The sequence below is a fragment of the Rathayibacter sp. PhB151 genome, from assembly GCF_004366415.1.
In the GTDB taxonomy this organism is placed as follows: domain Bacteria; phylum Actinomycetota; class Actinomycetes; order Actinomycetales; family Microbacteriaceae; genus Rathayibacter; species Rathayibacter festucae.
The window spans coordinates 460,081-484,122 of record NZ_SOEN01000007.1; the positions used below are offsets into that span (position 1 = coordinate 460,081).

The window sequence follows — 24,042 nt, forward strand, 5'->3', positions numbered from 1 at the left end:
ATGTCCACCACCGAGCCCACCGTGGCCCTCATCCCGAAGTCCCCGCAAGAGGTGACGAAGGCGATCCTCGTGATCGCCGTCACCCTCTTCGCGTCCATCCGCGCGTCGCTCGGCGGCGGCATCGTCCCCGTCGAGGGGCTGCAGCTGATCATCCAGGCCGTCACCCTCGTGCCCGTGTTCTTCCTCACCGGTACCGCCGTGAAGACCGCGGCCGCGTTCGGGCTCGCCGGCCTGCAGGCGCTCGTCGTCCCGTTCTCCGTCCTCGTCGGATGGAACGCCTGGGCGTCGATCAGCTTCGACGACTGGGCCGGCGCGATCATCGCCGCGTTCCTCGCGATCGGCATCGCCGTCGTCCCCAACTCGCCGCCCAAGATCGACGCGAAGCAGGACCCGGCCGGCGTCTACAACATCACCAGCCTGACCGTCGCCACCTCCGACGACATCGCCACCGCCGCAGCCGCCCTCGTAAAGTCGGACCTCGACCGCACCCCCGGCCCTGATCACCGGCGCGAGTGAGCTGGTCCCACGCTCGACCGCCCGCTGAGGCGGTCGAGCTCGGGCCCGGCGTCGCCTACTCCTGGCAACGCTGCGAGGCACCCGACCAGGACACCCACGAGCACACCATCAACTGCCTCTGGGTGTGGCACGACTGCACCGAGATCCTCGGCCCGCACACGGTCGCGCCCGGCGACACCTTCGGCTGGCGCCCCTCCGGCGTCAGCGCTCACACGCTCGTGCAGCGCTCGCCGCTGACCATCACCGCCTCGGCCTACTGGCCCGACTGCTGTGGGCTGCACGGCTTCATCACTGACGGACGCTGGATCGGCGTCTGACCAATCGCCCGCGACCGCGGGCATTACCTCTCGAGCTCCACCAGACCCCCGTCACTCCTGGCGGGGGTCTTCGCATCTCACGACCACGAGGAGCCCCTCATGCCCGCACCCGCCGTCACCCGCTCTGCTGGGCCGAACGGAACCCACTGGTTCTCGCGCACTCCCTGGAAGGGCGACATCGGGAAGGGGATCATTCCGAACGAGATCGAGGTCGACTGCAGCATCGAGGCCATCGAAGCAGCGGTCACGGCCTTCGAGACCGAGGGCGCCGCCATGGGTGTCCCGGCGCAGAAGGCGAAGGCCGGCGCCGCACTCGTCGTGCGCCCGGGCGTCCTCGTCGGTGGCAAGACGTCGCCCGCAGCCGGCGGCGCGGCGATCGTCTCGCGCACGATCCTCAAGGACATGGGCTCCGCAGCATGGGAGCAGAAGCTCCTGATCTGGCCGAAGGAAGGCGCTGACTCCGTTCGCGTCAACGGGCAGATCAGCTTCGACGGAACCAAGGGCATCGTCTGGGCGGGCATGTCGACCTTCGACCCGAACAACGAGCGCCGCTACGCGCGCGACGGAATCGAGATCAACAACTGCGAGGAGTTCGGCTGGGGTTGGGCGGAGTCCGCCGCGCCCCGCGTCAACGCCAACGCCGGCCGCCGCATCAAGAACGTCGAGCTGAAGGAGTTCGGCTGGGACGGGAAGATCACGCGCGACGGCGACTGGGGAGGGCTTGGCGTCTCCTCGACCGGGCAGGTCGACGGCCTGATCATCGAGGGCTTCGACATGCCCGCCGTCTACCACTACGTCACCGTCCCGTGGACGAAGCTGCCGTCTGAGGCGCACTCCGACTCGTGGCAGCTGTTCGGCGGTCAGAACGTCAAGGGCATCGTCTTCCGCGACGGCCGCGGCTTCGCATCCACCGAGGCTCTCTTCCAGCTGGCGTCCTACCCCGGCATCCTCGTCGACAACGTCGACGCCTACGGATCGCCCGTCAACGTCCGCGTCTACCCCTACGAGAACAACGAAGCGACCGACGGCAATCTCAAGGCGTTCTCCGGCGCCGCGCAGGTCACCGCCGTGAACAGCGATCTGGTCGGCTCCGTCACCAAGACCCAGTTCCAGCCGGGGACCACCGGCACGCAGATCTCCTACAACTGGACCGGAGCCAGCCGCGGGTTGGTCACTCCGAACCTCGCGCTGCAGAACCTGACTGCCTCCGACGTCTTCGCCCGCATGCCCCGCTTCACCGCCGCGCGCCGGACGGCGATCTTCGGAGCGTCGACCGCACCCGTCGACACGACGAAGCCGACCGCGTCGGTGCTCGGCGTGCCCGTCGTGTCCGGCCAGGACGTGCAGCTCGCATGGAGCGCTGCCACCGACGAGGGCACCGGCGTCGTCCGCTACATCGTCAAGCGCGACGGCACCGAGGTCACCACCTCCGCGCCGATCACCGGGACCACCTGGACCGACAGCGGGCGCCCTCGCGGCACGAACCCGACCTACACGGTCCAGGCGGTCGACGGCGCGGGGAACATCGCAGACCTCTCGAACCCCCGCACCGCATCCATCCCGCTCAGCGCATCCGACACGGTGAAGCCCACGGGCGCGATCATCTCGCCTGATGGGACTGTCCCTATCTCCGGCACCGCGGTCGTGCAGATCACCGCCGCGGACAACGTGGGCGTCGCCGGCGTGACGCTCTGGTCTGGCCCGCAGAAGCTCCCCGGCACCTTCGCCCTCGCGGACGGCGCGCTGTGGGAGGGGCGCCTGGACTCCACCAAGTACCCGGACGGCGTGTACCCGGTGGAGCCGCACATCGTCGACACCGCCGGCAACGAATTCGTCGGCTCGACGGTCGCGATCACCATCCGCAACCGGGTCGTCGTGGACGAGGACAAGGACGCGCCGAGCACGCCGGTGCTGACGATCGAAGCGACAGGACTGCACACCGCGAACGCGGCATGGACCCTGTCGGAGGACGCGTCCGGCGCCCAGGTGAAGTACCAGTTCGAGCTCGACGGCGACGTCGTGGAGAACGACATCACCGTACTCGCCCGCGCGCTCTCGGGGCTCGACTCGAAGCCGCGGCACACCGCTCGAGTCATCGCCTACGACCCCGCCGGGAACACCGCGTCGAGCGCGCTCGTCCCGTTCACGACCTGGGCGTTCGACAACAACGGTCCGGTCATCGTCCTCGACAAGCCCGCGGCCGGAACGCTGGCGATCGACCCCCAGCCGTTCCAGTTCAAGGCCACCGACATCGACTCCGGTGTCCTGTCGGCCGACATCTACTCCGGCGACTCGCTGCTCTCACCAGCCGCCACGATCACCGGGGAGGTGTGGGGCGCGTCCATCGCGTGGGCGCAACTGCAGGGCATCACCAGCTACCGGGTGCGCGCCGTCGACCAGGCAGGCAACGTGTCCTGGTCGGCGCCCGTCGCGATCGCCCTGCCGACGGTCACTCCGCCGGACACGACCGGCCCGGTCGTCGTCGTCACCCAGCCGGCCGGAGGCTCGGTGGTGCCGGATTTTCTCGAGCTGCTCGCGACCGTCTCCGACGCGCCCTCGGGCGTCTCCTCGGCAGAGGTTCGTCTCGCGGGTAGCGGGCAGAAGCTCGCGGACCTCGACCCGCTGAACGCCGCCGACAGCACGTGGGCGGCCCGCATCCCGCGCGCCATCCTCCTCGCTGCCGTCGGCGACGGCAGCACGCAGCTGTCGTTCGTCGTCCGCGGCTTTGACCGGCGCGGGAACTGGACCGACTCGGCAATCCGGACCGTGACCGTACCCGCTCCCGCGGAGACATTCACGGGCACGCTGACACTGACCCTTCCCGCCGGCGGATTCGTCGACGCGACCGGCCAGCGAATCAGCGACGGCCGCTACGTCATCGCGCAACGGGTCACGTTCCCGAACGCCGACCGAGTGGTCACCCAGGCCGCGACGGTGCTGATCATCGACGAGGGCGTGTGGCTCCGAGGGAACGAAGCGGTCACAGAGGTCGACCTCGAGATCCCGCCCGGAGCATCCGGCCTCCTCGTCGAACTCGAGGTGCCAGGAGTCTCGCCCGACCGTGCGCTCTACCTCCTGCCTGAGACGATCCCCGCCGATCGGCGCGTCTCGATCACGCAGCTGCGTCGCTCGGGCATCGCGGGCCAGTCCGAACCGCTTGTGTTCCTTCCCGCGGCAGCGGAAGCAGTCGAAGCGGCCGCGCGCGCTGAGGCGGCGGCCAAGCGAGCAGAAGCGGTACCAGCTCTTCCGTACTCCGTGACGTTCGATCCCTCGATCGGCGCCTACCGTATTACCGAGAGGACCAACTGATGGACGGACCTATCGTCGTCACCCGCGACCGGCTGCCCTTCGTCAACGGCGGTGACCTCGGGCTTGTGCCCGACGATGCCTCCGCCGCCGCCAAGAACACCGAGATCCTGCGCGAGCTGTTCCGCGGCGACCATGGGAAGTACGTGCTCCTCCCGCCCGGAAAGTACTGGCACAAGGGGCTACTGTCGATAGACGGCACCGACATGACCATCTGGGCCTACGGCGTCACCCTCTGGCTGACAGACATGGCGCGTGTCCACAACGTCACCTCGTCCACCACCATCGATCACGGCGACCTCACCATCATGGGTCTCCGCATCTACGGCAACGACGAGAACCAGGGCGACGAGGCGGCGGACGGCAACAACTACGACCGCTCTAAGGGCATGCTCCTGATGCGCGGCCGTCGCCTCACCCTCATCGACGTCACCGTGGAGCACACTCGCGGGCACGGCGTGAACTACTTCGGGTGGGACTACGTCTTTGTCCGCAGCTACCGCGTCATGCAGATGAAGAACCCCGTCTCCACCGCCGGCGCTCGCCGCCGGGACGGGATCACCGGCGCCGCCAAGCACGTCGACATCGACGGCGTCTCCGGCTACACCGCCGACGACCTGGTGGCGGTCGGCGTCGGCATTCGGTGGTCGCCGCTCGGCGCGACAGGTGCGGTCAACGCGGCCACCGTCAACATCCGCGGTGTCTCAGCGCAGGTGTGCGACACCGACTCCGAGGTGAAGGCGTGGCGGGGCGTCGCGCTGTACGCGATGAACGGCTACACCTTCGACTCGGTGTCCATCTCCAACGTCACCGGTCAGACGAAATCCGGCCACGTGATGCTCAAGTGCTACGCCGACGCGGGCGACACGGGCGCGGGCGTAAATACCGGCTACATCAAGTCGATCACCCTCGCCGGGGTGTCGGGATCGTCGTGGTCGTTCTCCGAGTTCGAGACGTTCCTCTCGATCTCGCAGATGACCATCGACAGCATCACCATCGACGGAGTGAGCCGGCGCGCGCCCGCGACGTCGTACGGCGGATCGACCCCGGTCCCCGCCTACCCGACGTTGCTGATTCGCAACGGCGCCCGCGTGAAGACGCTCATGCTCAAGAACGTCTCCTGCGTCTCCGAGGACACGGGCGCCGGCCGAGCGATGGACCTGGTGCACATCCGCGACGACGCCACCACCGTCGAACGCATCATCACCGACGCCGGCTCCCTCTCCCTCACGCAGCCGTACGCGAACACCCCCGGTGCGCTGTTCCTCCTACGGAAGACGTCGGCCTCCAGCGCGGCCACAGAGGTCACCGGCATAGGCCGAGATCAGACGGCGATCGAGAACGCGGCCGTCGTCATCTCCGGCGCGGCCCGCGGTGCCGGCGCTGACGCGAATCAGCTGACCAGCACGGGCGTCTACCAGGGCGACGGGACTGGCGCGAACTGGCCGGTCGTCACGGTCGGCAACCCGCAGCTGATGCTCGTCTCCCGAGGAGCCGACAACACGGTCCTGCAGTGGGTGCTCCGGAACAGGGAGGACCTGTCTCGCACCTACGTCCGCGCTCGGGACGCCTCCGGGAATTGGACCGACTGGCTACGGTCCGCGAACCCGGACGTCGGCACGTGGCGCACTGGGGTATCCCAAGTCGGGGCCGCCATCTCCCCGGAAACACTCGCGAACGTGATCAAGTACGTCACCGGCTACCAGGTGGCAGGCGTGGCCGGCGATGGCGTGGACGCGAACCAGCTGATCCGCGCGGGCGTGTTCGCGACCAAGACGGCGCCCTCGCCGAACTGGCCGTACACGTCGGGCAGCATGCAGATGACCGTCTCGCCGTTCCCCACGGGAGAGATCCTGCAGACCGTCGTTCGGCTCTCGTCGGGGAACCAGTCGATCCTCTCGTTCCGCACCTACAACGGCACGGCCTGGTCGGCGTGGACGAGCCTGAACGCCTTCGATGAGGCAACCTGGCGCACCGGGGTGTCGACCCTGGCCTCGATGCTCTCGCCGGCGACGCTCGCAGCGCTGATGGCTCCGCTCGGCGGCGGGTGGGGAGCTCGACCGAAGGGACCGGCCGCGGTCCTCTACCAGAAGTTCTCGTGCACGAACCTGACCCCGCCGCGGGACATCACCCTGTACGTCAAGGGCGCAGCGGTCGACGGCAGCGGAGACACGTGGCGTGACGGCGCCGGAACCATCATCACGAACAGCGGCCAGTAGAACAACAACGCCCCCTCACCTACTCCTTCGGGAGCGGGTGAGGGGGCGCTTTCGTTGTTCGATCTAAAGGTCGTAGTAGTGGTTCGTTGATGCGCAAGCGGTCGAGCAAAACGGGTCATGCCGTCGTGCAGATCTGACGCCGCACGCTTCGCAGGGCCGCTGCTTGCGGACAAGCAGCGCAAGTATGCGCCGGATCATGCGATGGCCGCTGAGGTGCCCCCGGCGCGATTCGAACGCGCGACCGACAGATTAGAAGGCTGTTGCTCTATCCGCTGAGCTACGGGGGCTGACCGCGACACTCTACCCGAGCGCCCCGGAACGGCGACCCGCGGGAGAAGCTCCATGGCGTCGCGGATCCGGTCCTCGGAGACGGTGACGTACCGGTTCAGGGACTGTAGATCCGAGTGCCGCATCGAGTGCTGAGCCACGATCGTCGAGACCCCCGCCGCGACGAGCTCGGTCGCGTGCCAGGCGCGCAGCTCGTGCGGCCGATGCTCGAGGCCAGCGCGCTTGAACGCTTTCGAAAGCACGTTGGACACGGTCTTCCGCGACACGTGCCCCTCGCCCCCGGGCGCCGGGAAGAGGTACCCCGTGGTCGGGTACTTGGCGAGCTCATCCCACACCAGCGAATGGATCGGGCGCCAGACCTCCTTGCCGCCCTTCCCGTCCTTCGAGAGGATCCTCTGACGCTCCCAGTCGATCGTCTCGCCGGCCACCGCAGCGATCTCGATCGCGCGGAAACCCTGGAAGGCGTAGAGCAGGACGTACAGCCGGGTCTTCGCGTAGATGCCCGAAGCGAGCAATCGCTCGATGTCGGTCGTCCGCACAGGGTTCGGCTCGGACCGCGGGATACGAGCTCGCGGCAGTCGCGCCGCCGGGTTGTCGAGGCGGAAGCCCTCGTCCTGCATCCACGTGAACAGGGTGTGATACATGCTCTTGTAGTTCTGCCGCGTCTTCGGCGACAGTGGCCGCGACAGGTCGGCGATCAGGTCTTGGCGCGTGAGGGTCAGCAACGTTCGGTCCGTCCGACGCATGAGGGCGCGGATGGCGATCGCGCGATCGCCGATCGTCGTCGAGGAGCAGCTCTCTGCCGCCTGGAAGGCAGCCCAGTAGTCCAGCAGTACATCGTCGTCCATCTCGGTCTCGGGTTTCGAATCGTCCGAGATCGCCGCAAGCCACCGGGGTCTGGGGTGGGAAGTGCCGACGTGACCGGCGAGCTCGGAAGCTCGGGGTGAGCGTCCCTGACGGTAACCCGCACCCCCCGTGTGTGGGGTCACAGGTTGACAACCTTTAGACGACGAGTGTTGAACACCCGTGCGGAAGCGTCTCCGCTGATCCGGCTCATCGTTCGACGATCGCGACGTGAGCCGCGGCGACCGCAGGCATAATCTCCGCGAACCCGATGCGCTCGTCGTCGAACGCCTCCCAACCCCACTCGTTCGCCAGCGCGGTGGCGACGTCGTCGAGCGTCCCGTGCACGTAGAAGCCGGCCTCGTCTACGACCGACGCGATGTAGGTCTTGGCGGCGCGCATCCGCTCGGCCTCGAGTGCCGCGATCTGCTCGGTCGGCGTGAGCTCGGCGGGCATCAGGCGCCCTCTCGCAGCGCCAAGCGGTGGTCCGAAAGGTACGCAATGGGGCGTGCATCGTCCGCGGAGTAATCTGACGGTCGCAGGTTCGAGTCCTGCCGGGGGCACTTCCTCTTCACGACGACCGCGGCGATCGTTCCGCCCGCCCGTCGGATCCTCTCTGTCGAGCCCCGTCCGCTCGTGCCACCCGGACGCGGGTGGGCAGGTCCCCCGGACGGGGCTCGCGGTCCGAGCGGTGCTAGCACAGTGCAGATATCTGAGCAACACCGGCGTGTTTCGCCGCATCGGCCGTTCCGCCCCTCCACCCGCCCCTAGGCTGGTCGAGCACCGGAATTACAACGACGTAAGAAACGGAGGTACGACCATGTTGCTCCTCGCCATCCTCGGCGGAATCGCCGTCGCGTGGACGATCATCGCGGCGCCCCTCGCTGTGCTGGTCGGTCGAGTCGCTCGTGCTCGAGATGCGCACGTCTGAGGCGTACGAACTGCACCACGGAGAAGGCCCCGATCGCACTCGCGATCGGGGCCTTCTCTTCTTCCCCGGGGACGGCTAGTCGGCCGGGCGGGTCGTCGCGGCGCTCTGATCGCGCTCGGCCGAGGACTCGTCCGGCTCCTCCGCGGAGTCCGCGTCCGTGCTCGTGGCGCGCTGCTCGACGGGCGGCAGCTCCTCGACGGGCCGCTCGCGCGACGGGACGTCGAGGCGGTCGACGTCGGCGAGAAGTCGGCGCGTTTCGTCGTTGTGCGGGCCGTCGGAGGCGGGCGGCAGGACGATGGTCGGCGTCGACGGCCGCTCGAAGGCGGCGGTCGGCTCGGTGCTCGACCCGGCACCGACGACCACCGGGGTCGCAGCAGCGGCAGCAGGGGTCGCAGGGGTCGTGCGGACGGGCTCGGGGGAGCGCTCGTTCGAGCCCTCCGTCGAGGCACCGGTCTTCGGCGTCTCGGGGCGCGAGGTCTCCGAGAAGCGCCAGCGCTCGAGGTCGGCGAGGAACGCCTTCCGGGCGCGGTTCGGCTTGTCGCGCCAGAGCACGAGGCGGTCTCGGAACTCGCCGACGCTCGCCTGCGTCTGGTACCCGCCGGTCGACGAGGTGTGCTTGAGGTCGGCGAGCTCGTGCGCGGCCCAGTTGGCGGCGACTCCCGAGCCCTTGACGGGGAGCAGGCGGAGGTGGGTCTCGGCCTGCGCGGCGGCGCGGTCGCTGAGGATGCGCTCGGACTGGCTGAGCACGTTCCAGGCGGAGGCGTCGACCGCGGCATCGATGAGCGTCGCGATGACCGCGTTCTTGCGCTCGTGCTCCTGCTGCCGGATGAGGCGCGCGATCGCCGAGCGGAGGACGAGCGCGGCCACGATCACCCCGACGATCACGGCGAGGAGGACGAGTGCGCCGACGAACACCGACTGGCGCCCTTCGGCCGTCTGGACCCAGGTCACGAATTCGTTCCACCACTGCATGAGCCGAACGTTAGCCCGGGGCCCGGCGGCACACCGGTCAGGCGCGCCGACCCCCGGGGGATCGGCGCGCCGAGCCGGGGCTCAGGCCACCCGGAAGACCTCGACGGCGTCCTCGACGCTCCAGAACTCGCCGATCTCGGCGCCGGCCGGCATGCCCGCGCGCAGCAGCCGGGCACGGTACTTCTCGCCCTGCGGGCCCTCGACGAGCTCGACGTGGCCGACGATCGAGCCGGCTCCGGTGCTCACGCGCCAGAGGCGGGCGTTCACGCGGGTGAGGGTGGGCGGGACGCGGGTGGCGTGAAGGGTGGTGAGGGACACTGCTTCCTCCTGCTGGTCGTCGAATGCGGGGGCACCCACCGGCCGAGTGCTCTCGCAGACTACGAGCGACCACCGACATCGCCGCCGGCCCGCGGCGGTCGGTTCGGCGACGTCAGCCGGGAGCGTCAGTTCAGCGACGTCCCGTGCACCGCGAACTCCTCGATCGCGGCGGTCTCCGACTCGGTCAGCGGTCCGGCCTCGAGGGCAGCGACGTTCTGCTCGAGCTGGGCGACGCTCGAGGCGCCGATGATGGCGCTCGTGACCGTCGGCACGCGCAGGACCCAGCTCAGGGCGAGCTGCGCGAGGGTCTGGCCGCGGCCCTCGGCGATCGCGTTCAGACCGCGGGCGCGCTCGAGGTACTTCTCGTCGATCCGGTCGGAGGAGAGGAAGCGCGAGGTCGCCGCGCGGGATCCCGCCGGGACCGTGCCGTCGAGGTAGCGGTCGGTCAGCAGGCCCTGCGCGAGCGGCGAGAAGACGATGCAGCCCGTGCCGATCTCGTCGAGGACCGGGAAGAGGCCGTCCTCGATGTGGCGGTCGAAGAGGGAGTAGCGCGGCTGGTGCAGCAGCAGGTGCACGCCGCTGCCGACCAGGGCGGCCTCGGCGGCACGGGTCTGCTCCGGGCTGTAGTTCGAGATGCCGACGTAGAGCGCCTTGCCCTGCTCGACGGCCGAGACCAGCGCGCCCATCGTCTCCTCGATCGGCGTCTCGGCGTCGGGGCGGTGCGAGTAGAACACGTCGACGTAGTCGAGTCCGAGCCGGGTCAGGCTCTGATCGAGCGAGGAGAGCAGGTACTTCCGCGAGCCGCCGTCGCCGTACGGGCCGGGCCACATGTCGTATCCGGCCTTGGAGGAGATGATCATCTCGTCGCGGTAGGGGCGGAAGTCCTCGGCGAACAGGCGACCGAACGCCGTCTCGGCTGCGCCGTACGGCGGACCGTAGTTGTTCGCGAGGTCGAAGTGGGTGATCCCCAGGTCGAACGCGCGGCGCAGGATCGCGCGCTGGGGGTCGAGGGGACGATCGGATCCGAAGTTGTGCCAGAGGCCGAGCGAGAGGGCGGGCAGCTTCAGCCCGCTCCGTCCTGCGCGTCGGTAGTCCATGGCGTCGTAGCGGGCGGGGGCGGCGTCGTAGCTCACGCGCCGACTCTATTCCAGCGCCCGAGCCGTGCGGAATGCGCACAGTGCCGGAGGTGTTGGATCGAGTGACGTGCCCGGCACCCCGGACGCGTCGATGCGACAGGAAGTGAGTCACACGCAATGCGCACATTCGTACTCGCCGGTGGATGCTTCTGGTGTCTGGACGCCGTCTACCGCGTCCTCGACGGCGTGACCGACGTCGTCTCCGGCTACACCGGCGGATCCACCCCGAATCCCGACTACGAGTCCGTCTGCACGGGCCGCACCGGGCACGCGGAGGCCGTCGCCGTCACCTTCGACCCCGACGTCATCCCGGAGCAGGTGATCCTCGACGTGTTCTTCACGTTGCACGACCCGCGGCAGCTCAACCGCCAGGGCAACGACGTCGGCACCCAGTACCGCTCGGCCATGTACTACTCCTCCGACGAGGAGAAGGAGCTGTTCGAGGCCGCCCGCGACCGCGCCTCGGAGTGGTGGGACGGCCCGATCGTCACCGAGATCGCGCCGCTGGGCGTCTATCACGAGGCCGAGGACTACCACCAGGACTTCTTCGCCAAGAACCCCGGCCAGGGCTACTGCCTCGCGGTGGCGCTGCCGAAGGTGAACAAGATCCGCAAGTCGTACTCCAAGTACATCCTCGCGTCCTAGCGCTCCTCCCCAGGCGACGATCTCGCCGGCTCTCCACCGAAGGGCCCGCCTCCAGCACGGAGGCGGGCCCTTCGTCGCGACACTGTCCCTGCGTCGCCCGGGTGGTTCCGGCCCCCTCCGCCCGGGCGGCGTCCCCGTCGCAGTCGCGTCGGGAGCAGAGGAGCGCCGCCCGTGGCGGCGACCGAGGAGAGGACAGCAGCATGACCGACACCCTGACCGTCATCGGAGTCATCGGCACCGAGCCGCGCAGCGTCGACACGGCGAGCGGCACCGCGATGACGACCTTCCGCCTGGCGTCCGCCCAGCGACGCTACGACCGCTCCACTCAGCGCTGGGTGGACGGCTCGACCAACTGGTACACCGTGAACGCCTTCAACGGGCTGGCCGGCAATGCCCTGGCCTCGCTCGCGCGCGGCGATCGCGTCCTCGTCACCGGGCACCTCTCCGTCCGCTCGTGGGAGTCCGGCGGCAAGACGGGGACCGACGTCAGCGTGATCGCCGAGGGCCTCGGCCACGACCTGGCCTGGGGGACGACCCGCTGCACCCGGACGGTCGGGCGGGCGAAGGCGGCAGCGCCCGAGGCGGCAGCGCCCGAGGCGGCAGCGCCCGAGGCGGCCACGAGCGGCGCGAGCGGCTGGAGCCCGGAGGCGCCGGCCGCCGTCGAGGGCGCGACCTCCGCGTCCTCCGGCGGCGACTGGGGCGCAGCGCGCGCCTCCGCGTCGGAGCCGTCCGAGGCCTCGTTAGACTCGGCCGACGCCCCGTTCTGACGCGGCGTTCGGCGCGCGTCCGGCCGCCGCGGGAGGGATTCGAGTGAGCACACGGACCGTCGTCCGCGCCGGCCTGCGAGCGGGAGCGGTGCTCGCGCTGCTGACCGGGATCGCCGGCTGCACGGCGCCCACCGCGCCGCCGGCCGCCGAGAGCCCGTCGGCGTCGGCCGCCCCGTCCACCGAGGAGCCCGCCGCCCCGGTCGCGCTGGTGCCCGGCGGCACCGCCGAGGAGAACCTCCCCTTCTTCCGGCAGATCGTCACCGCCGCCGCCGGCTCCGATCCGAAGACGCCCGGCCGGAGCGTCGTCGACGCTCTCGTGGCCGCCGGCTTCGCGAAGGAGTCGATGCAGCTCACCGCCGACGAGACCTCGGTCGGCCTCGAGGCCGACTCCGTGCAGGTCTCGGTGAAGGCGAGCGACGCCTGCCTCATCGGGCAGTACGGGCCGAAGGTGGACGGCGTCCGCGCGGTCGTCGCCGCGCCGATCGCGACCGGCGCCTGCCTCATCGGCAGCATCGTCCCGCTCGACAGCTGAGCCGCCGGCCGGAGCCGGAGCAGCGAGCCGAACGCTCCGCGCGTCCAGCCGGTATCCTCGGTACCGGCCCGGCCTCCGACCTTCCCGCCCGCGCTCCCGCGTGCGGTGGTCGATCACCGGCGACATTCCGGCCGAGGGGCACCCGACGAACGGGACGCCCGCGGCGGAGAGCGGGGCTCCGAGAACGTACGAGCGGTTGAGGGACTGAAGTGGCTGAATACATTTACTCGATGGTGCGCGCCCGCAAGGCGGTCGGCGACAAGCTGATCCTGGACGACGTCACGATGTCGTTCCTGCCCGGGGCGAAGATCGGCGTGGTCGGCCCGAACGGCGCCGGCAAGTCGACGATCCTGAAGATCATGGCGGGGCTCGACACCCCGAGCAACGGCGAGGCGCGGCTGAGCCCGGGCTACACCGTCGGCATCCTGATGCAGGAGCCGGAGCTCGACGAGACGAAGACGGTGCTCGAGAACGTCCAGGAGGGCGTCGGCGAGATCAAGGGCAAGATCGACCGCTTCAACGAGATCTCGCTGGCGATGGCCGACCCGGACGCCGACTTCGACACGCTCCTCGCCGAGATGGGCACCCTGCAGGAGGCCATCGACGCCGCCGACGCCTGGGACCTCGACTCCCAGCTCGAGCAGGCGATGGACGCGCTGCGCACGCCGCCCGGGGACTCGCCCGTCACCAGCCTCTCCGGTGGTGAGAAGCGCCGCGTCGCGCTGACCAAGCTCCTGCTGCAGAAGCCCGACCTGCTGCTGCTGGACGAGCCCACCAACCACCTGGACGCCGAGAGCGTGCTCTGGCTCGAGCAGTTCCTCTCCAAGTACCCCGGTGCCGTCCTCGCCGTGACCCACGACCGGTACTTCCTCGACAACGTCGCAGAGTGGATCGCCGAGGTCGACCGCGGTCACCTCTACCCCTACGAGGGCAACTACTCGACCTACCTCGAGAAGAAGAGCGCTCGCCTCGAGGTGCAGGGCAAGAAGGACGCGAAGCTCGCCAAGCGCCTGACCACCGAGCTCGAGTGGGTCCGCAGCAACGCGAAGGGCCGCCAGACCAAGTCGAAGTCGCGCCTCGCGCGCTACGAGGAGATGGCGGCGGAGGCCGAGAAGACGCGCGTCCTCGACTTCGAGGAGATCGTCATCCCGGTCGGCCCGCGACTGGGCTCGCAGGTCATCGACGCGAAGAAGCTGCACAAGTCCTTCGGCGACCGCGTCCTGATCGACGACCTCAGCTTCACCCTGCCGCGCAACGGCATCGTCGGCGTCATCGGCCCGAACGGCGTCGGCAAGACCACGCTCTTCAAGACGATCGTCGGCTTCGAGCCGCTCGACTCGGGTGACCTGAAGATCGGCGACACCGTCGACATCTCCTACGTCGACCAGACCCGCGGCGGCATCGACCCGAACAAGAACCTCTGGGAGGTCGTCTCCGACGGGCACGACTACATCCAGGTCGGCAAGACCGAGATCCCCTCGCGGGCCTACGTCTCGCAGTTCGGCTTCAAGGGCCCGGACCAGCAGAAGCGCGCCGGCATCCTCTCCGGTGGTGAGCGCAACCGCCTCAACCTGGCGCTGACGCTCAAGCAGGGCGGCAACCTGCTCCTGCTCGACGAGCCCACCAACGACCTGGACATCGAGACGCTCGGCAGCCTCGAGAACGCGCTGCTCGAGTTCCCCGGCTGCGCCGTGGTGATCACCCACGATCGCTGGTTCCTCGACCGGATCGCGACGCACATCCTCTCCTACGAGGGCACCGAGGAGGACCCGGCGAACTGGTACTGGTTCGAGGGCAACTTCGAGTCGTACGAGCAGAACAAGATCGAGCGCCTCGGTCCGGACGCGGCGAAGCCGCACCGCTCCGCGTACCGCAAGCTCACCCGCGACTGATGCGCCTGCACGTCGCCATCCCGCTGCGCTGGTCGGACTTCGACGCCTACGCGCACGTCAACAACGCCGAGATGCTGCGCCTGCTCGAGGAGGCGCGCATCCAGGCGTTCTGGCGCCCCGACTCCCCGGAGGCGGGCGGGAGGGCGACGGCGGTGCTCGACGCCCGGCCCGGCGCGCGCACGATCAGCCTGATCGCGCGGCAGGAGATCGAGTACCTCGCGCCGATCCCGTACATGCGCGCCCCGCTCGACATCGAGCTGTGGATCGGGCGGATCGGCGGCGCGAGCCTCGAGGTCTGCTACGAGCTGTACTCGCCGACCGGCGTGGAGCCGCGCGTGCTCTACACGAAGGCCGCGACGACGCTCGTCATGGTGACCGCTGCCACGGGTCGCCCCGAGCGCATCCCGGAGGAGCTCCGCGAGGTCTGGGCGCCGTACGTCGAGGAGCCCGTCGCCTTCTCCAAGCGGAGCTGACGCCGTCCCGTCCGGCGGGCGCTCCCGGCGCGAGCCGGACCGCTCAGCCGAGCGGGACGCGGACCATGCCCTCCTGGGCGACGCTCGCCACCAGGCGGCCGTCCCGGGAGTAGATCCGGCCGAGCGAGAGCCCGCGGCCACCGGAGGCGCTCGGCGACTCCTGCACGTAGAGCAGCCACTCGTCGACGCGCGCGGGGCGGTGCCACCACATCGCGTGGTCGAGGCTCGCGATGCGCAGTCCCGGGGTGATCCAGGCCGCGCCGTGCCGCCGCAGCGTCGACTCGAGGATCGTGTAGTCGCTCGCGTAGGCGAGCGCGGCGCGGTGCAGCAGCGCGTCGTCCGGCAGCGGACCGAGCGCGCGCATCCAGACGCACTGGTGCGCCGTGCGGCTCGGATCGGCGCGGAGGTACACCGGCTGCTCGACGTGGCGGACGTCGAACGGCCGCTGAGTGGCCCAGAAGCTGCCGACCGGATGGTCGACGCCCTTCAGCACCTCGGCGGTGCTCGGCAGCGACTCCGGATCGGGCACGCCCTCCGGCATCGGCGTCTGGTGGTCCAGGCCCTCGTCCTCGGTCTGGAACGACGCGATCATCGAGAGGATCGGCGCCCCGTTCTGATAGGCCTGCGTCCGCCGGGTGGCGAACGAGCGGCCGTCGTGGATCCGGTCGACCGAGAAGGTGATCGGCTGCGAGACATCGCCCGGGCGGAGGAAGTAGCCGTGCATCGAGTGCACGCTGCGCTCCTCGACGGTGCGGCCGGCCGCGATCAGCGACTGCGCCAGCACCTGGCCGCCGAAGACGCGGCCCTCCGGCATCCACTGCGAGGGACCGGTGGAGATGTCCTCGCTGGTGCGCGCGCCCGTGTCGACGAGATCGAGGGCGGTGAGGAACGAGGAGAGCGGATCGGACACGGGACCTCCGGGGTGTCTGCCGATCAGGAGAGCGGCCTCGGGTAAGTTTATCGACGCGATGATGTCGTCCTTCTCCCTGGCGGATCCGCCCAGCCTCTCCGATCTGCGCGTGTTCCTCGGCCGGTCCGCGCGTGTCGAGGACGGCGCCGTGCGCCTGCTCGCGCAGGATCGCATCCTGGCCGCGTACACCGCCATCCTCCAGCCGCGAGGCCTGCTCGACCGCTCCTCGACGGTGCTCGGCCTGCGCGTCTTCGCGCTCGACGAGCCGACCGCCTTCGACCGGGTGGTGCCGATCCGCGCGCTCTCCGACCGGCTCGCCCGCCTGCAGTGGGAGCCCGGGGGAGCGGACGGCAAGCCGGTCGTGCTGCCCGACGGCGACGACGCCACGGCGGGCGCCTGGGCCGGCATCTCGCCGCCGCGCGGCGGCTGGCAGCGGCGCGAGCCGGTCGACCCGGCGTTCCTCGAGAAGGTCGCCCGCGACGGCATCGACGAGATCGCCGCGGCGGTCGGCTCCGAGACCGGCGAGCAGATCGTCGGCCGCGTGCGCTCGACCGTCTGGGGCCGTCCGCTCGACGGTCTCGAGGACGTGCCCGCCGGCGCCGCCTTCGCGCTCTTCGCCCTCGGATTCCTCGGCGCCGACGACCCCGTCGCACTGCTCGAGAGCGGCCAGTGGCGGCGGCTCACCTCGCGGCGCGGGCACGTGCTCGTCCGCACCCCCGCCTGATCTCGGGCCGGCGGGAAGCGCCGAGCGCTACTCCTCGAAGGTGTTGACCATCGCGTGCGCAGCGCGCTCCAGGTAGTCCCAGAGCATCGCGTCGTCGGCCGGAGCCAGCTCCAGCTCGTCGACCGCGACCCGCATGTGCGCGAGCCAGTGGTCGCGCGCCTCCGGGTTCACCTTGAAGGGCTGGTGCCGCATCCGCAGGCGCGGGTGCCCGCGCTCCTGGCTGTAGGTGCCGGGGCCGCCCCAGTACTGCTCGAGGAAGCCGGTGAGCCGCTGGATCGCGCCCTCGAGGTCGTGCTCGGGGTACATCGGCCAGAGCACCTCGTCTTCGCGGACACCCTCGTAGAAGCGGCGAACGAGACGCTCGAAGGTCGGTCGCCCGCCGAGGTGCTCCCAGAAGGAGCGCATCGGGGGAGTGCCGCCGATCTGCAGCCCGCTCACGGGCGCGGTCCCGTCCGGGGCGGCACGGAGCCGCCGTCCGGCGGTCGCTGAGCGGGCGGCGCCTGCTCGGGCGCAGGCGGCGCCTTCGGCTTGCGCAGAGCACGCGGCAGGCGCACCGGCTTCCCGTGCTCGGTCGTGACCGTGGCGGTCGGCGTCGTGCGCGGTCCCTTCACGCCCCCGACGCTCGTCGCGCCCTCGAAGCCGCTGAGCACCACCGCGCTGAGCGAGGGCAGCTTGACGTCGAGGCTGTCCAGGGCGCGCTTGAGGCGGATGCGGAGCTCGCGCGCGACGTCGTCCTTGGCGGTGGTGCGGGTCTTCAGCACCACGCGGATGACCAGCGCGTCGTCGGCGATCGACTCGAGGCCCCAGAGCTCGGGCTTGTCGATGATCCGCGCCCGCCAGCGGCTGCTCGAGGCGAGCTCGTTCGCGGTGCTGAGGATCGTGCTCTGCACGGATTCGAGGTCCGTCTCGTAGGGCACGGCCAGGTCGATGATCACTCGCGACCAGCCCTGCGACATGTTGCCGACGCGGACGATCTCACCGTTGCGGACGAACCAGAGTGTGCCGTTGACGTCGCGGATCTGGGTGATCCGCACGCCGACGTTCTCGACCACTCCCGTGGCCTGGCCGGTGTCGACGACGTCGCCGACGCCGAGCTGGTCCTCCGCGACCATGAACAAGCCGTTGAGGACGTCCTTGACGATGTTCTGCGCGCCGAAACCGAGGCCGGCGCCGAGCGCGGCGGTCAGCAGCGCGAAGGAGCCGATCAAGGTGTTGTCGATGGTGTTCACGATCATCACGACGGCGATGACCACGATGAGGATCGAGCTGATGTTGTTGAGGATCGAGCCGAGGGTCCTCGTGCGCTGCACGACCCGGACGGCCGCGAGCGGGGAGGCGGCGATCGCCTGGGTGTCCTCGACGCGCTGGCGCTTCTTCACCCCTGAGACGATCTGATCGACGACGCGCCCGACGACGAAGTGCGCGATGACGCGGGCCAGCAGGGCGCCGAGCACGATCGCGAGGACGGCGACGCTCTTCCAGAAGAGCTGGGAGTCGAAGAAGGAGATGGTCGCGGCGACGGGGTCTGGGGTGGAGGTCTCGAGTAGCAGCATCCCGTCCAGGTTAAGGGACGCGCGCTGGCCGGCTCCGGTGACGCCGGAACGCCGCCGGGCGGCGTCCGGGGGATAGATTCGACGAGGGCCGGCACGGCCCCCGCACTCCGCACCCGAACTCCGCCCCAGGGGAAGGACGCCCGATGCTCCACTCCACCCGGACTCCCGCCGAGAAGCGCCGCCTCTTCCGCGAGCGGCTCGCGACCGGCGAGCTGCTGCAGCTGCCGGGGGCGTTCACCCCGCTGTCGGCGCGGCTGATCGAGGAGAAGGGCTTCGACGGCGTCTACGTGTCGGGTGCGGTGCTGTCGGCCGAGCTCGGCCTGCCGGACATCGGCCTGACCACGCTGAGCGAGGTCGCGGGCCGCGGCCAGCAGATCGCGCGGATGACCGACCTGCCCGTCCTGATCGACGCCGACACCGGCTTCGGCGAGCCCCTCAATGTCGCGCGCACCGTGCAGATGCTCGAGGACGCCGGAGTGACGGCCCTGCACATCGAGGACCAGGTCAATCCCAAGCGCTGCGGACACCTCGACGGGAAGGCTGTCGTCGACGAGAGCACCTCCGTGCGGCGCATCGCCGCCGCGGTCGACGCCCGCCGCGATCCGGGTCTCGTGATCATGGCCCGCACCGACATCCGCGCCCTCGACGGGCTGCAGGCCGCGATCGACCGGGCGAAGCGCCTCGTCGACGCCGGGGCCGACGCGATCTTCCCCGAGGCGATGCGCGACCTCAGCGAGTTCGAGGCCGTCCGCGCCGCGATCGACGTCCCGGTCCTGGCGAACATGACCGAGTTCGGCAAGAGCGAGCTCTTCACGACGCAGCAGCTCGCCGACGTCGGGGTGAACATCGTGATCTACCCGGTGTCGCTGCTCCGCATCGCGATGGGCGCGGCGATGCGCGCGCTCGACGCGCTGAAGGCCGAGGGCTCGCTGCAGTCCGAGGTCGCCGGGATGCAGACGCGGGCCGAGCTCTACGAGCTGCTCGACTACTCGTCCTACAGCCGCTTCGACGAGGGCGTCTTCGACTTCAGCCTCGCCAGCCACCACGGGGCCTGAGCCACGACCCACCCCGGCGGCTCCGGTCGCCGATCCGATCGCGAAGGAGCGAGCGATGAGCACCACCGAGCAGGACATCCGCAAGGGACTCGTGGGGGTCGTCGTCGACACCACGGCGATCTCGAAGGTCGACCCGGAGTCGAATTCGCTGCTGTACCGCGGCTATCCGGTGCAGGAGCTGGCGGCGTCCTGCTCCTTCGAGGAGGTGTCCTGGCTGCTGTGGAAGGGCGAGCTGCCGACTCCGGCCGAGACCGAGGAGCTCCGCGCCTTCGAGCGCGCGCACCGGGAGCCGGCGCCGGAGGTGCGCGCGGTGGTCGACCTGCTGCCGGTGACGGCGCATCCGATGGACGTGGTGCGCACGGCGGTGAGCGTCCTCGGCGCGCTCGAGACGGACCCCGAGGACGAGTCGCCGGAAGCGGTCCTGGAGCGCTCGATGCGGCTCTGGGCGGTGCTGCCCGCCGTCGTCGCCGCGATCCAGCGCCGCCGGCACGGGCAGGAGCCGATCGCCGCGCGCGACGATCTCGACTACTCGGAGAACTTCCTCTGGATGACCTTCGGCGAGCTGCCCGACCCGGTGGTCGTCGACGCCTTTCGAGTGTCCCTGGTGCTGTACGCCGAGCACTCGTTCAACGCCTCGACGTTCACGGCTCGCGTCGTCACCTCGACGCTCTCGGACGTCCACTCGGCCGTGACGGCGGCGGTCGGCGCGCTGAAGGGGCCGCTGCACGGCGGCGCGAACGAGGCCGTCCTGCACGTCTTCGACGAGATCGGCCTGGGGCCGGAGGCGGGTCCCCGCGCGCGGGTCTGGCTGGCGGAGGCGCTCGGGGCGAAGCGCAAGGTGATGGGCTTCGGCCACCGCGTCTACAAGTCGGGCGACTCGCGCGTGCCGACGATGGAAGCGGCGCTCCGGCGGGTGGCCGAGCAGGCCGGGGCGGACGACATGCTCGAGCTCTACGACGCGCTGGCCGCCGAGATGAGCGAGCGCACGGGCATCCTGCCGAACCTCGACTACCCGTCCGGTCCGGCCTACCGCCTGATGGGCTTCGACACGGAGCTCTTCACGCCGCTCTTCGTCGCGGCCCGCGTCGTCGGCTGGACCGCGCACGTCCTGGAGCAGCGCGCCTCGAACGCGCTCATCCGCCCGCTGTCGGCGTACGCCGGCCCGGCCCGCCGCGCTGTCCCGGAGCGCTAGCCCCCTCCCGCATGCTGGTCGAGTAGCCGCGCAGCGGCGTATCGAGACCCGCTCCTCCTGGTGGCGGGGGATCTCGATACGCGCGCTGCGCGCGCTACTCGATCAGCAGGGCTGTCGCGCTCAGAGCGCTGCGTCGCGCTCCTGCGCGCGCAGGGCGCGCTCGACGCCGGCCAGGTTCTCGATGACGAGGCGGCGCAGCGCCGGCACATCGGGGTTCGCGTCGAGCCACGCGCGGGTGGCGTCGACGATCGCGGGCGTCGGCGTCGCCGCCGGGTAGAAGCCGACGACGAGGTACTCGGCGATCTTGTAGCTCTTCGCGTCCCACAGTGAGCGGAGGGCGTCGAAGTACACCGGCACCATCGCCTCGAGGACGGCGGGGTCGCTGGTGTGCTGGAAGCCGAGCCCCGTCGCACGCACGATGGTGTTCGGCGCCGAGTCGTCGAGCGTCACCGAGTCCCAGGCCGCGCGCTTGGCCTCCGCCGTCGGGATCGCCGCGCGGGCGTTCGCCGCGGACTGCGCTCCCGTCGCGGTGTTGTCGGCAGCGAGGGCCGCGTCGATGTCCGAGGCGTCCGCTCGCCCGCCGGCCACGAGAGCGATGAGGAGCTCCCAGGAGAGGTCGGTGTCGATCTCGAGCCCCGGCAGCGTCGTGGTCCCGTCGCGCAGCGCCTGCACCGCGTCCAGGTGGGCGGGCGTCGTGGCGACGGCGGCGAGCACCTTCACGAACTGGAACTGCGCGTCGCTGCCGGCCTCGGCGCCCTGCGCGAGCGTCCACAGCCGGTCGCCCACCTCCGCGAGGACCTCGTCGCGGTGCTCCGGCGCGACGTACTGCGAGGCGGTGCTGACCAGCTGGCCGAGGACCGTGCGCAGCGTCGTCGACTCCGTCTCGTTCGCGATGTTGCCGAGCACGAGGCGGACGAAGTCGCGCGGCGCCGACTCGGCGTCGCGGGTCGCATCCCAGACCGAGCCCCAGACCAGCGAGCGCGCGAGCGGGCTGCTGATGCTCGCGAGGTGCTCGATCGCGACGGCGAGCGAGGCGTCGTCCAGCCGGATCTTCGCGTAGGCGAGGTCGTCGTCGTTGAGCAGCACCAGCGCGGGGCGGGTGCGGCCTATCAGCTCGGGCACCTCGGTGCGCTCGCCGTCCACGTCGAGCTCGAGGCGGTCGATGCGCACGAGGCGGTCGCCCTCGAAGTCGTAGAGGCCGATCGCGAGGCGGTGCGGGCGGATGGTCGGGTAGTCGGCGACCGCGCTCTGCAGGATCGCGAACGAGGCGATGGCGCCCTCCTCGTCGACCACGATCTCGGGGCGGAGTGTGTTCACGCCGGCCGTCTCGAGCCACTGCGCCGACCACTCGGACAGGTCGCGGCCACTGGTCGCCTCCAGCTCGACCAGCAGGTCGCGCAGCTCGGTGTTCGAGAACGCGTGCTTCACGAAGTACTCGTGCACGCCGGCGAGGAACTCCTTCTCGCCGACCCAGGCCACCAGCTGCTTGAGCACGGAGGCGCCCTTGGCGTAGGTGATGCCGTCGAAGTTGACCTGGACGTCCTCGAGATCGTTGATCGTCGCGACGATCGGGTGCGTCGAGGGCAGCTGGTCCTGGCGGTAGGCCCAGCTCTTCTCCATCGCGGCGAAGGTGGTCCAGGCCTCGGTCCACTCGGTCGCCTCGGCGGTCGCGAGGGTGGAGGCGTACTCGGCGAACGACTCGTTCAGCCAGAGGTCGTTCCACCACTTCATGGTCACCAGGTCGCCGAACCACATGTGCGCGAGCTCGTGCAGGATCGTGACGACCCGGCGCTCCTTGACCGCGTCGGTCACCTTGGAGCGGAAGACGTAGGTCTCGGTGAAGGTGACCGCTCCCGCGTTCTCCATCGCGCCGGCGTTGAACTCGGGGACGAAGAGCTGGTCGTACTTCGCGAACGGGTACGGCACCCCGAACTTCTCCTCGTAGAAGGCGAAGCCCTGCTTGGTCTTCTCGAAGACGTAGTCCGCGTCGAGGAACGGCGCGAGCGAGGCACGGGCGAAGACGCCGAGCGGCACGGTGCGGCCGTCGGAGGAGACCAGCGAGTCGGTCTCGACGACGTAGGGGCCGGCGATGAGCGCGGTGATGTACGAGGAGATCCGCGGGGTCGGCTCGAAGCTCCAGGTCGCGACGCCGTCGCCGGCCGGGACCGGCTCGGGGGTCGGCTGGTTGGAGACGACCTGCCAGGCGGCGGGCGCGGTCACCGTGAAGGAGAAGGCGGCTTTGAGGTCGGGCTGCTCGAACACCGCGAAGACGCGGCGCGAGTCGGGAACCTCGAACTGCGAGTACAGGTAGACCTCGCCGTCGACCGGGTCGACGAAGCGGTGCAGGCCCTCGCCCGTGTTCGTGTACAGCGCGTCGGCGTCGACGCGCAGCACGTTCTCGGCCGCCAGCGAGTCGAGGCGGATGCGCACGCCGTCGGCGACGTCGGCCGGGTCGAGCTCGACGCCGTTCAGCGTGACCGAGTGCACGGTCTTCGTGATCGCGTCGATGAAGGAGGACGCCCCCTCCGTCGCCGTGAAGCGCACGGTCGTGGTGCTGCGGAAGGTCTCGGCCCCCCGCGTGAGGTCGAGGGCGACGTCGTAGGCGTCGACCTGGATCAGCGAGGCGCGCTCCTGCGCTTCGCTCCGGGTGAGGTTGTCTCCAGGCACAGGGTGCTCCATCCGTTCGTCTCGGCGCTGCGGCTTCGGCGCCGGGGTGCGGGCGCCACCGATCCACCCTAGGGCCGCTCCGCACCCGCGCACCCGAGAGGCGCTGAGAGGCGTAGCGTTGCCTCATGACCGCCGTTGACTTCTGGTTCGATCCCTCCTGCCCGTGGGCCTGGATGACCTCCCGCTTCGTGGACGAGGTGACGGAGGGGCGCGACCTCGACGTCACCTGGCACATCATGAGCCTCGCCGTGCTCAACGAGGACCAGGACGTGAGCGACGACTACCGCGCGTTCTTCCCGCGCGCCCTGCGCTACACGCGCCTCGTCGCCGCCGTGGGCGAGCGTGAGGGGCAGGACAAGGTCAAGCCGCTCTACGACGCGCTCGGCACGCGGATCCACCCCGGCGGCCGCACGGACGTCGACGCGATCATCGCCGAGTCGCTCGCCGAGGTCGGCCTCGACGCGAACCTCGCCGCCTTCGCCGACACGGACGAGTACGACGAGCCGATGCGCGCCTCGCACTTCGACGGCATCGGCCGGGTCGGCCAGGACGTCGGCACCCCGGTCATCGCGATCGGCGACATCGCCTTCTTCGGGCCGGTCATCTCGCCCATCCCGCGCGGCGAGCAGGCGCTCTCGCTCTGGGACGGCCTCGTCGCCGTGGCCTCGTACGACGGCTTCTTCGAGCTCAAGCGCTCGCGCACCCGCGACCCGATCTTCGACTGAGCCGCGGTCCGCGCGGGCGACCCGGTCCTCTCCTGAGGACCGGGCCGCCGCGCGAGCGGTA

The 24,042-nt window shown here is 70.3% G+C and carries 21 protein-coding genes and 1 tRNA gene; 13 read left to right on the top strand and 9 right to left on the bottom strand.

What is annotated here, in order from left to right; translation table 11 throughout:
* The 4 genes from EDF35_RS09630 to EDF35_RS09645 all read left to right on the top strand — a co-directional run bounded on the left by EDF35_RS09630 (position 1) and on the right by EDF35_RS09645 (position 6,358).
* Positions 1–516, top strand: a complete 516-nt coding sequence (locus tag EDF35_RS09630) for a hypothetical protein (RefSeq protein WP_133962147.1) — start codon at positions 1–3, stop codon at positions 514–516.
* The gene (locus tag EDF35_RS09635) at positions 513–833 is read left to right on the top strand and encodes a hypothetical protein (RefSeq protein WP_133962149.1); all 321 of its coding nucleotides are present in this window, start codon (positions 513–515) and stop codon (positions 831–833) included. The genes EDF35_RS09630 and EDF35_RS09635 overlap by 4 nt, the downstream gene beginning before the upstream one ends.
* Positions 834–932: 99 nt before the next feature.
* The gene (locus EDF35_RS09640; protein ID WP_133962151.1) at positions 933–4,142 is read left to right on the top strand and encodes a hypothetical protein; all 3,210 of its coding nucleotides are present in this window, start codon (positions 933–935) and stop codon (positions 4,140–4,142) included.
* A complete protein-coding gene (locus EDF35_RS09645) occupies positions 4,142–6,358 on the top strand; it encodes a hypothetical protein (protein ID WP_133962153.1) in 2,217 nt (738 codons plus the stop codon). The genes EDF35_RS09640 and EDF35_RS09645 overlap by 1 nt, the downstream gene beginning before the upstream one ends.
* Before the next feature lie 214 nt (positions 6,359–6,572).
* On the opposite strand, the gene EDF35_RS09650 is transcribed toward EDF35_RS09645, so the two are convergent.
* The 5 genes from EDF35_RS09650 to EDF35_RS09675 form a co-directional block, all read right to left on the bottom strand.
* Positions 6,573–6,645, bottom strand: a tRNA-Arg gene (locus EDF35_RS09650).
* Positions 6,646–7,699: 1,054 nt separating this feature from the next.
* Positions 7,700–7,945, bottom strand: coding sequence for a hypothetical protein (locus EDF35_RS09660; RefSeq protein WP_133962155.1), 246 nt, complete (start codon positions 7,943–7,945; stop codon positions 7,700–7,702).
* 550 nt (positions 7,946–8,495) lie between these two features.
* Positions 8,496–9,392, bottom strand: coding sequence for a hypothetical protein (locus tag EDF35_RS09665; RefSeq protein ID WP_133962157.1), 897 nt, complete (start codon positions 9,390–9,392; stop codon positions 8,496–8,498).
* A gap of 81 nt (positions 9,393–9,473) precedes the next feature.
* Positions 9,474–9,710 carry a hypothetical protein gene (locus EDF35_RS09670; RefSeq protein WP_123445777.1) on the bottom strand — a complete coding sequence of 79 codons (237 nt, stop codon included), beginning with the start codon at positions 9,708–9,710 and terminating at the stop codon, positions 9,474–9,476.
* Between the two features lie 125 nt (positions 9,711–9,835).
* On the bottom strand, positions 9,836–10,843 hold the full coding sequence (locus EDF35_RS09675) for an aldo/keto reductase (RefSeq protein ID WP_133962159.1): 1,008 nt from the start codon (positions 10,841–10,843) through the stop codon (positions 9,836–9,838).
* 120 nt (positions 10,844–10,963) lie between these two features.
* Here EDF35_RS09675 and msrA point away from each other — a divergent pair, with 120 nt between their 5' ends.
* The 5 genes from msrA (at position 10,964) to EDF35_RS09700 (ending at position 15,155) form a co-directional block, all read left to right on the top strand.
* Positions 10,964–11,491: a peptide-methionine (S)-S-oxide reductase MsrA gene (gene msrA, locus EDF35_RS09680; protein ID WP_133962161.1), complete on the top strand. Its 528-nt coding sequence runs from the start codon at positions 10,964–10,966 to the stop codon at positions 11,489–11,491.
* A 200-nt stretch (positions 11,492–11,691) separates the two neighbouring features.
* Positions 11,692–12,258: a single-stranded DNA-binding protein gene (locus tag EDF35_RS09685; protein WP_133962163.1), complete on the top strand. Its 567-nt coding sequence runs from the start codon at positions 11,692–11,694 to the stop codon at positions 12,256–12,258.
* A gap of 43 nt (positions 12,259–12,301) precedes the next feature.
* A complete protein-coding gene (locus tag EDF35_RS09690) occupies positions 12,302–12,790 on the top strand; it encodes a hypothetical protein (RefSeq protein ID WP_133962165.1) in 489 nt (162 codons plus the stop codon).
* Positions 12,791–12,999: 209 nt separating this feature from the next.
* The gene (gene ettA, locus EDF35_RS09695) at positions 13,000–14,682 is read left to right on the top strand and encodes an energy-dependent translational throttle protein EttA (protein ID WP_123445782.1); all 1,683 of its coding nucleotides are present in this window, start codon (positions 13,000–13,002) and stop codon (positions 14,680–14,682) included.
* A complete protein-coding gene (locus tag EDF35_RS09700; RefSeq protein WP_133962167.1) occupies positions 14,682–15,155 on the top strand; it encodes a thioesterase family protein in 474 nt (157 codons plus the stop codon). Before ettA ends, EDF35_RS09700 begins: the two co-directional genes overlap by 1 nt.
* 43 nt (positions 15,156–15,198) lie before the next feature.
* Here EDF35_RS09700 and EDF35_RS09705 read toward each other — a convergent pair whose 3' ends face one another.
* Entirely contained in the window at positions 15,199–16,065 is an 867-nt protein-coding gene (locus EDF35_RS09705; protein ID WP_185019959.1) for an acyl-CoA thioesterase II, read from the bottom strand.
* 61 nt (positions 16,066–16,126) lie between these two features.
* On the opposite strand from EDF35_RS09705, the gene EDF35_RS09710 reads away from it, so the two are divergent.
* Entirely contained in the window at positions 16,127–16,789 is a 663-nt protein-coding gene (locus tag EDF35_RS09710; protein ID WP_308197316.1) for a hypothetical protein, read from the top strand.
* A 27-nt stretch (positions 16,790–16,816) separates the two neighbouring features.
* On the opposite strand, the gene EDF35_RS09715 is transcribed toward EDF35_RS09710, so the two are convergent.
* Together EDF35_RS09715 and EDF35_RS09720 are read right to left on the bottom strand one after the other, a co-directional pair.
* Positions 16,817–17,194, bottom strand: a complete 378-nt coding sequence (locus EDF35_RS09715) for a globin (RefSeq protein WP_123446018.1) — start codon at positions 17,192–17,194, stop codon at positions 16,817–16,819.
* A 29-nt stretch (positions 17,195–17,223) separates the two neighbouring features.
* On the bottom strand, positions 17,224–18,342 hold the full coding sequence (locus tag EDF35_RS09720) for a mechanosensitive ion channel domain-containing protein (protein ID WP_133962169.1): 1,119 nt from the start codon (positions 18,340–18,342) through the stop codon (positions 17,224–17,226).
* A gap of 143 nt (positions 18,343–18,485) precedes the next feature.
* On the opposite strand from EDF35_RS09720, the gene prpB reads away from it, so the two are divergent.
* Together prpB and EDF35_RS09730 are read left to right on the top strand one after the other, a co-directional pair.
* Positions 18,486–19,397, top strand: a complete 912-nt coding sequence (gene prpB, locus EDF35_RS09725) for a methylisocitrate lyase (protein ID WP_133962171.1) — start codon at positions 18,486–18,488, stop codon at positions 19,395–19,397.
* Positions 19,398–19,452: 55 nt separating this feature from the next.
* On the top strand, positions 19,453–20,589 hold the full coding sequence (locus EDF35_RS09730; RefSeq protein ID WP_133962173.1) for a bifunctional 2-methylcitrate synthase/citrate synthase: 1,137 nt from the start codon (positions 19,453–19,455) through the stop codon (positions 20,587–20,589).
* Positions 20,590–20,709: 120 nt separating this feature from the next.
* On the opposite strand, the gene pepN is transcribed toward EDF35_RS09730, so the two are convergent.
* The gene (gene pepN / locus EDF35_RS09735) at positions 20,710–23,256 is read right to left on the bottom strand and encodes an aminopeptidase N (protein ID WP_133962175.1); all 2,547 of its coding nucleotides are present in this window, start codon (positions 23,254–23,256) and stop codon (positions 20,710–20,712) included.
* A 125-nt stretch (positions 23,257–23,381) separates the two neighbouring features.
* Between pepN and EDF35_RS09740 the strand changes: the two genes are divergently transcribed.
* Entirely contained in the window at positions 23,382–23,981 is a 600-nt protein-coding gene (locus EDF35_RS09740; RefSeq protein ID WP_123703471.1) for a DsbA family protein, read from the top strand.
* The last annotated feature ends 61 nt before the right edge of the window (positions 23,982–24,042 follow it).

Excerpts from the sequence above, each read along its gene's own strand:
- EDF35_RS09630 (WP_133962147.1), top strand. The coding sequence starts at position 1 with ATGTCCACCACCGAGCCCACCGTGGCCCTCATCCCGAAGTCCCCGCAA.
- EDF35_RS09640 (WP_133962151.1), top strand. The coding sequence starts at position 933 with ATGCCCGCACCCGCCGTCACCCGCTCTGCTGGGCCGAACGGAACCCAC.
- EDF35_RS09645 (WP_133962153.1), top strand. The coding sequence starts at position 4,142 with ATGGACGGACCTATCGTCGTCACCCGCGACCGGCTGCCCTTCGTCAAC.
- EDF35_RS09660 (WP_133962155.1), bottom strand. The coding sequence starts at position 7,945 with ATGCCCGCCGAGCTCACGCCGACCGAGCAGATCGCGGCACTCGAGGCC.
- EDF35_RS09665 (WP_133962157.1), bottom strand. The coding sequence starts at position 9,392 with ATGCAGTGGTGGAACGAATTCGTGACCTGGGTCCAGACGGCCGAAGGG.
- msrA (WP_133962161.1), top strand. The coding sequence starts at position 10,964 with ATGCGCACATTCGTACTCGCCGGTGGATGCTTCTGGTGTCTGGACGCC.
- EDF35_RS09685 (WP_133962163.1), top strand. The coding sequence starts at position 11,692 with ATGACCGACACCCTGACCGTCATCGGAGTCATCGGCACCGAGCCGCGC.
- EDF35_RS09700 (WP_133962167.1), top strand. The coding sequence starts at position 14,682 with ATGCGCCTGCACGTCGCCATCCCGCTGCGCTGGTCGGACTTCGACGCC.
- EDF35_RS09710 (WP_308197316.1), top strand. The coding sequence starts at position 16,127 with ATGTCGTCCTTCTCCCTGGCGGATCCGCCCAGCCTCTCCGATCTGCGC.
- EDF35_RS09715 (WP_123446018.1), bottom strand. The coding sequence starts at position 17,194 with ATGCGCTCCTTCTGGGAGCACCTCGGCGGGCGACCGACCTTCGAGCGT.
- EDF35_RS09720 (WP_133962169.1), bottom strand. The coding sequence starts at position 18,342 with ATGCTGCTACTCGAGACCTCCACCCCAGACCCCGTCGCCGCGACCATC.
- prpB (WP_133962171.1), top strand. The coding sequence starts at position 18,486 with ATGCTCCACTCCACCCGGACTCCCGCCGAGAAGCGCCGCCTCTTCCGC.
- EDF35_RS09730 (WP_133962173.1), top strand. The coding sequence starts at position 19,453 with ATGAGCACCACCGAGCAGGACATCCGCAAGGGACTCGTGGGGGTCGTC.
- EDF35_RS09740 (WP_123703471.1), top strand. The coding sequence starts at position 23,382 with ATGACCGCCGTTGACTTCTGGTTCGATCCCTCCTGCCCGTGGGCCTGG.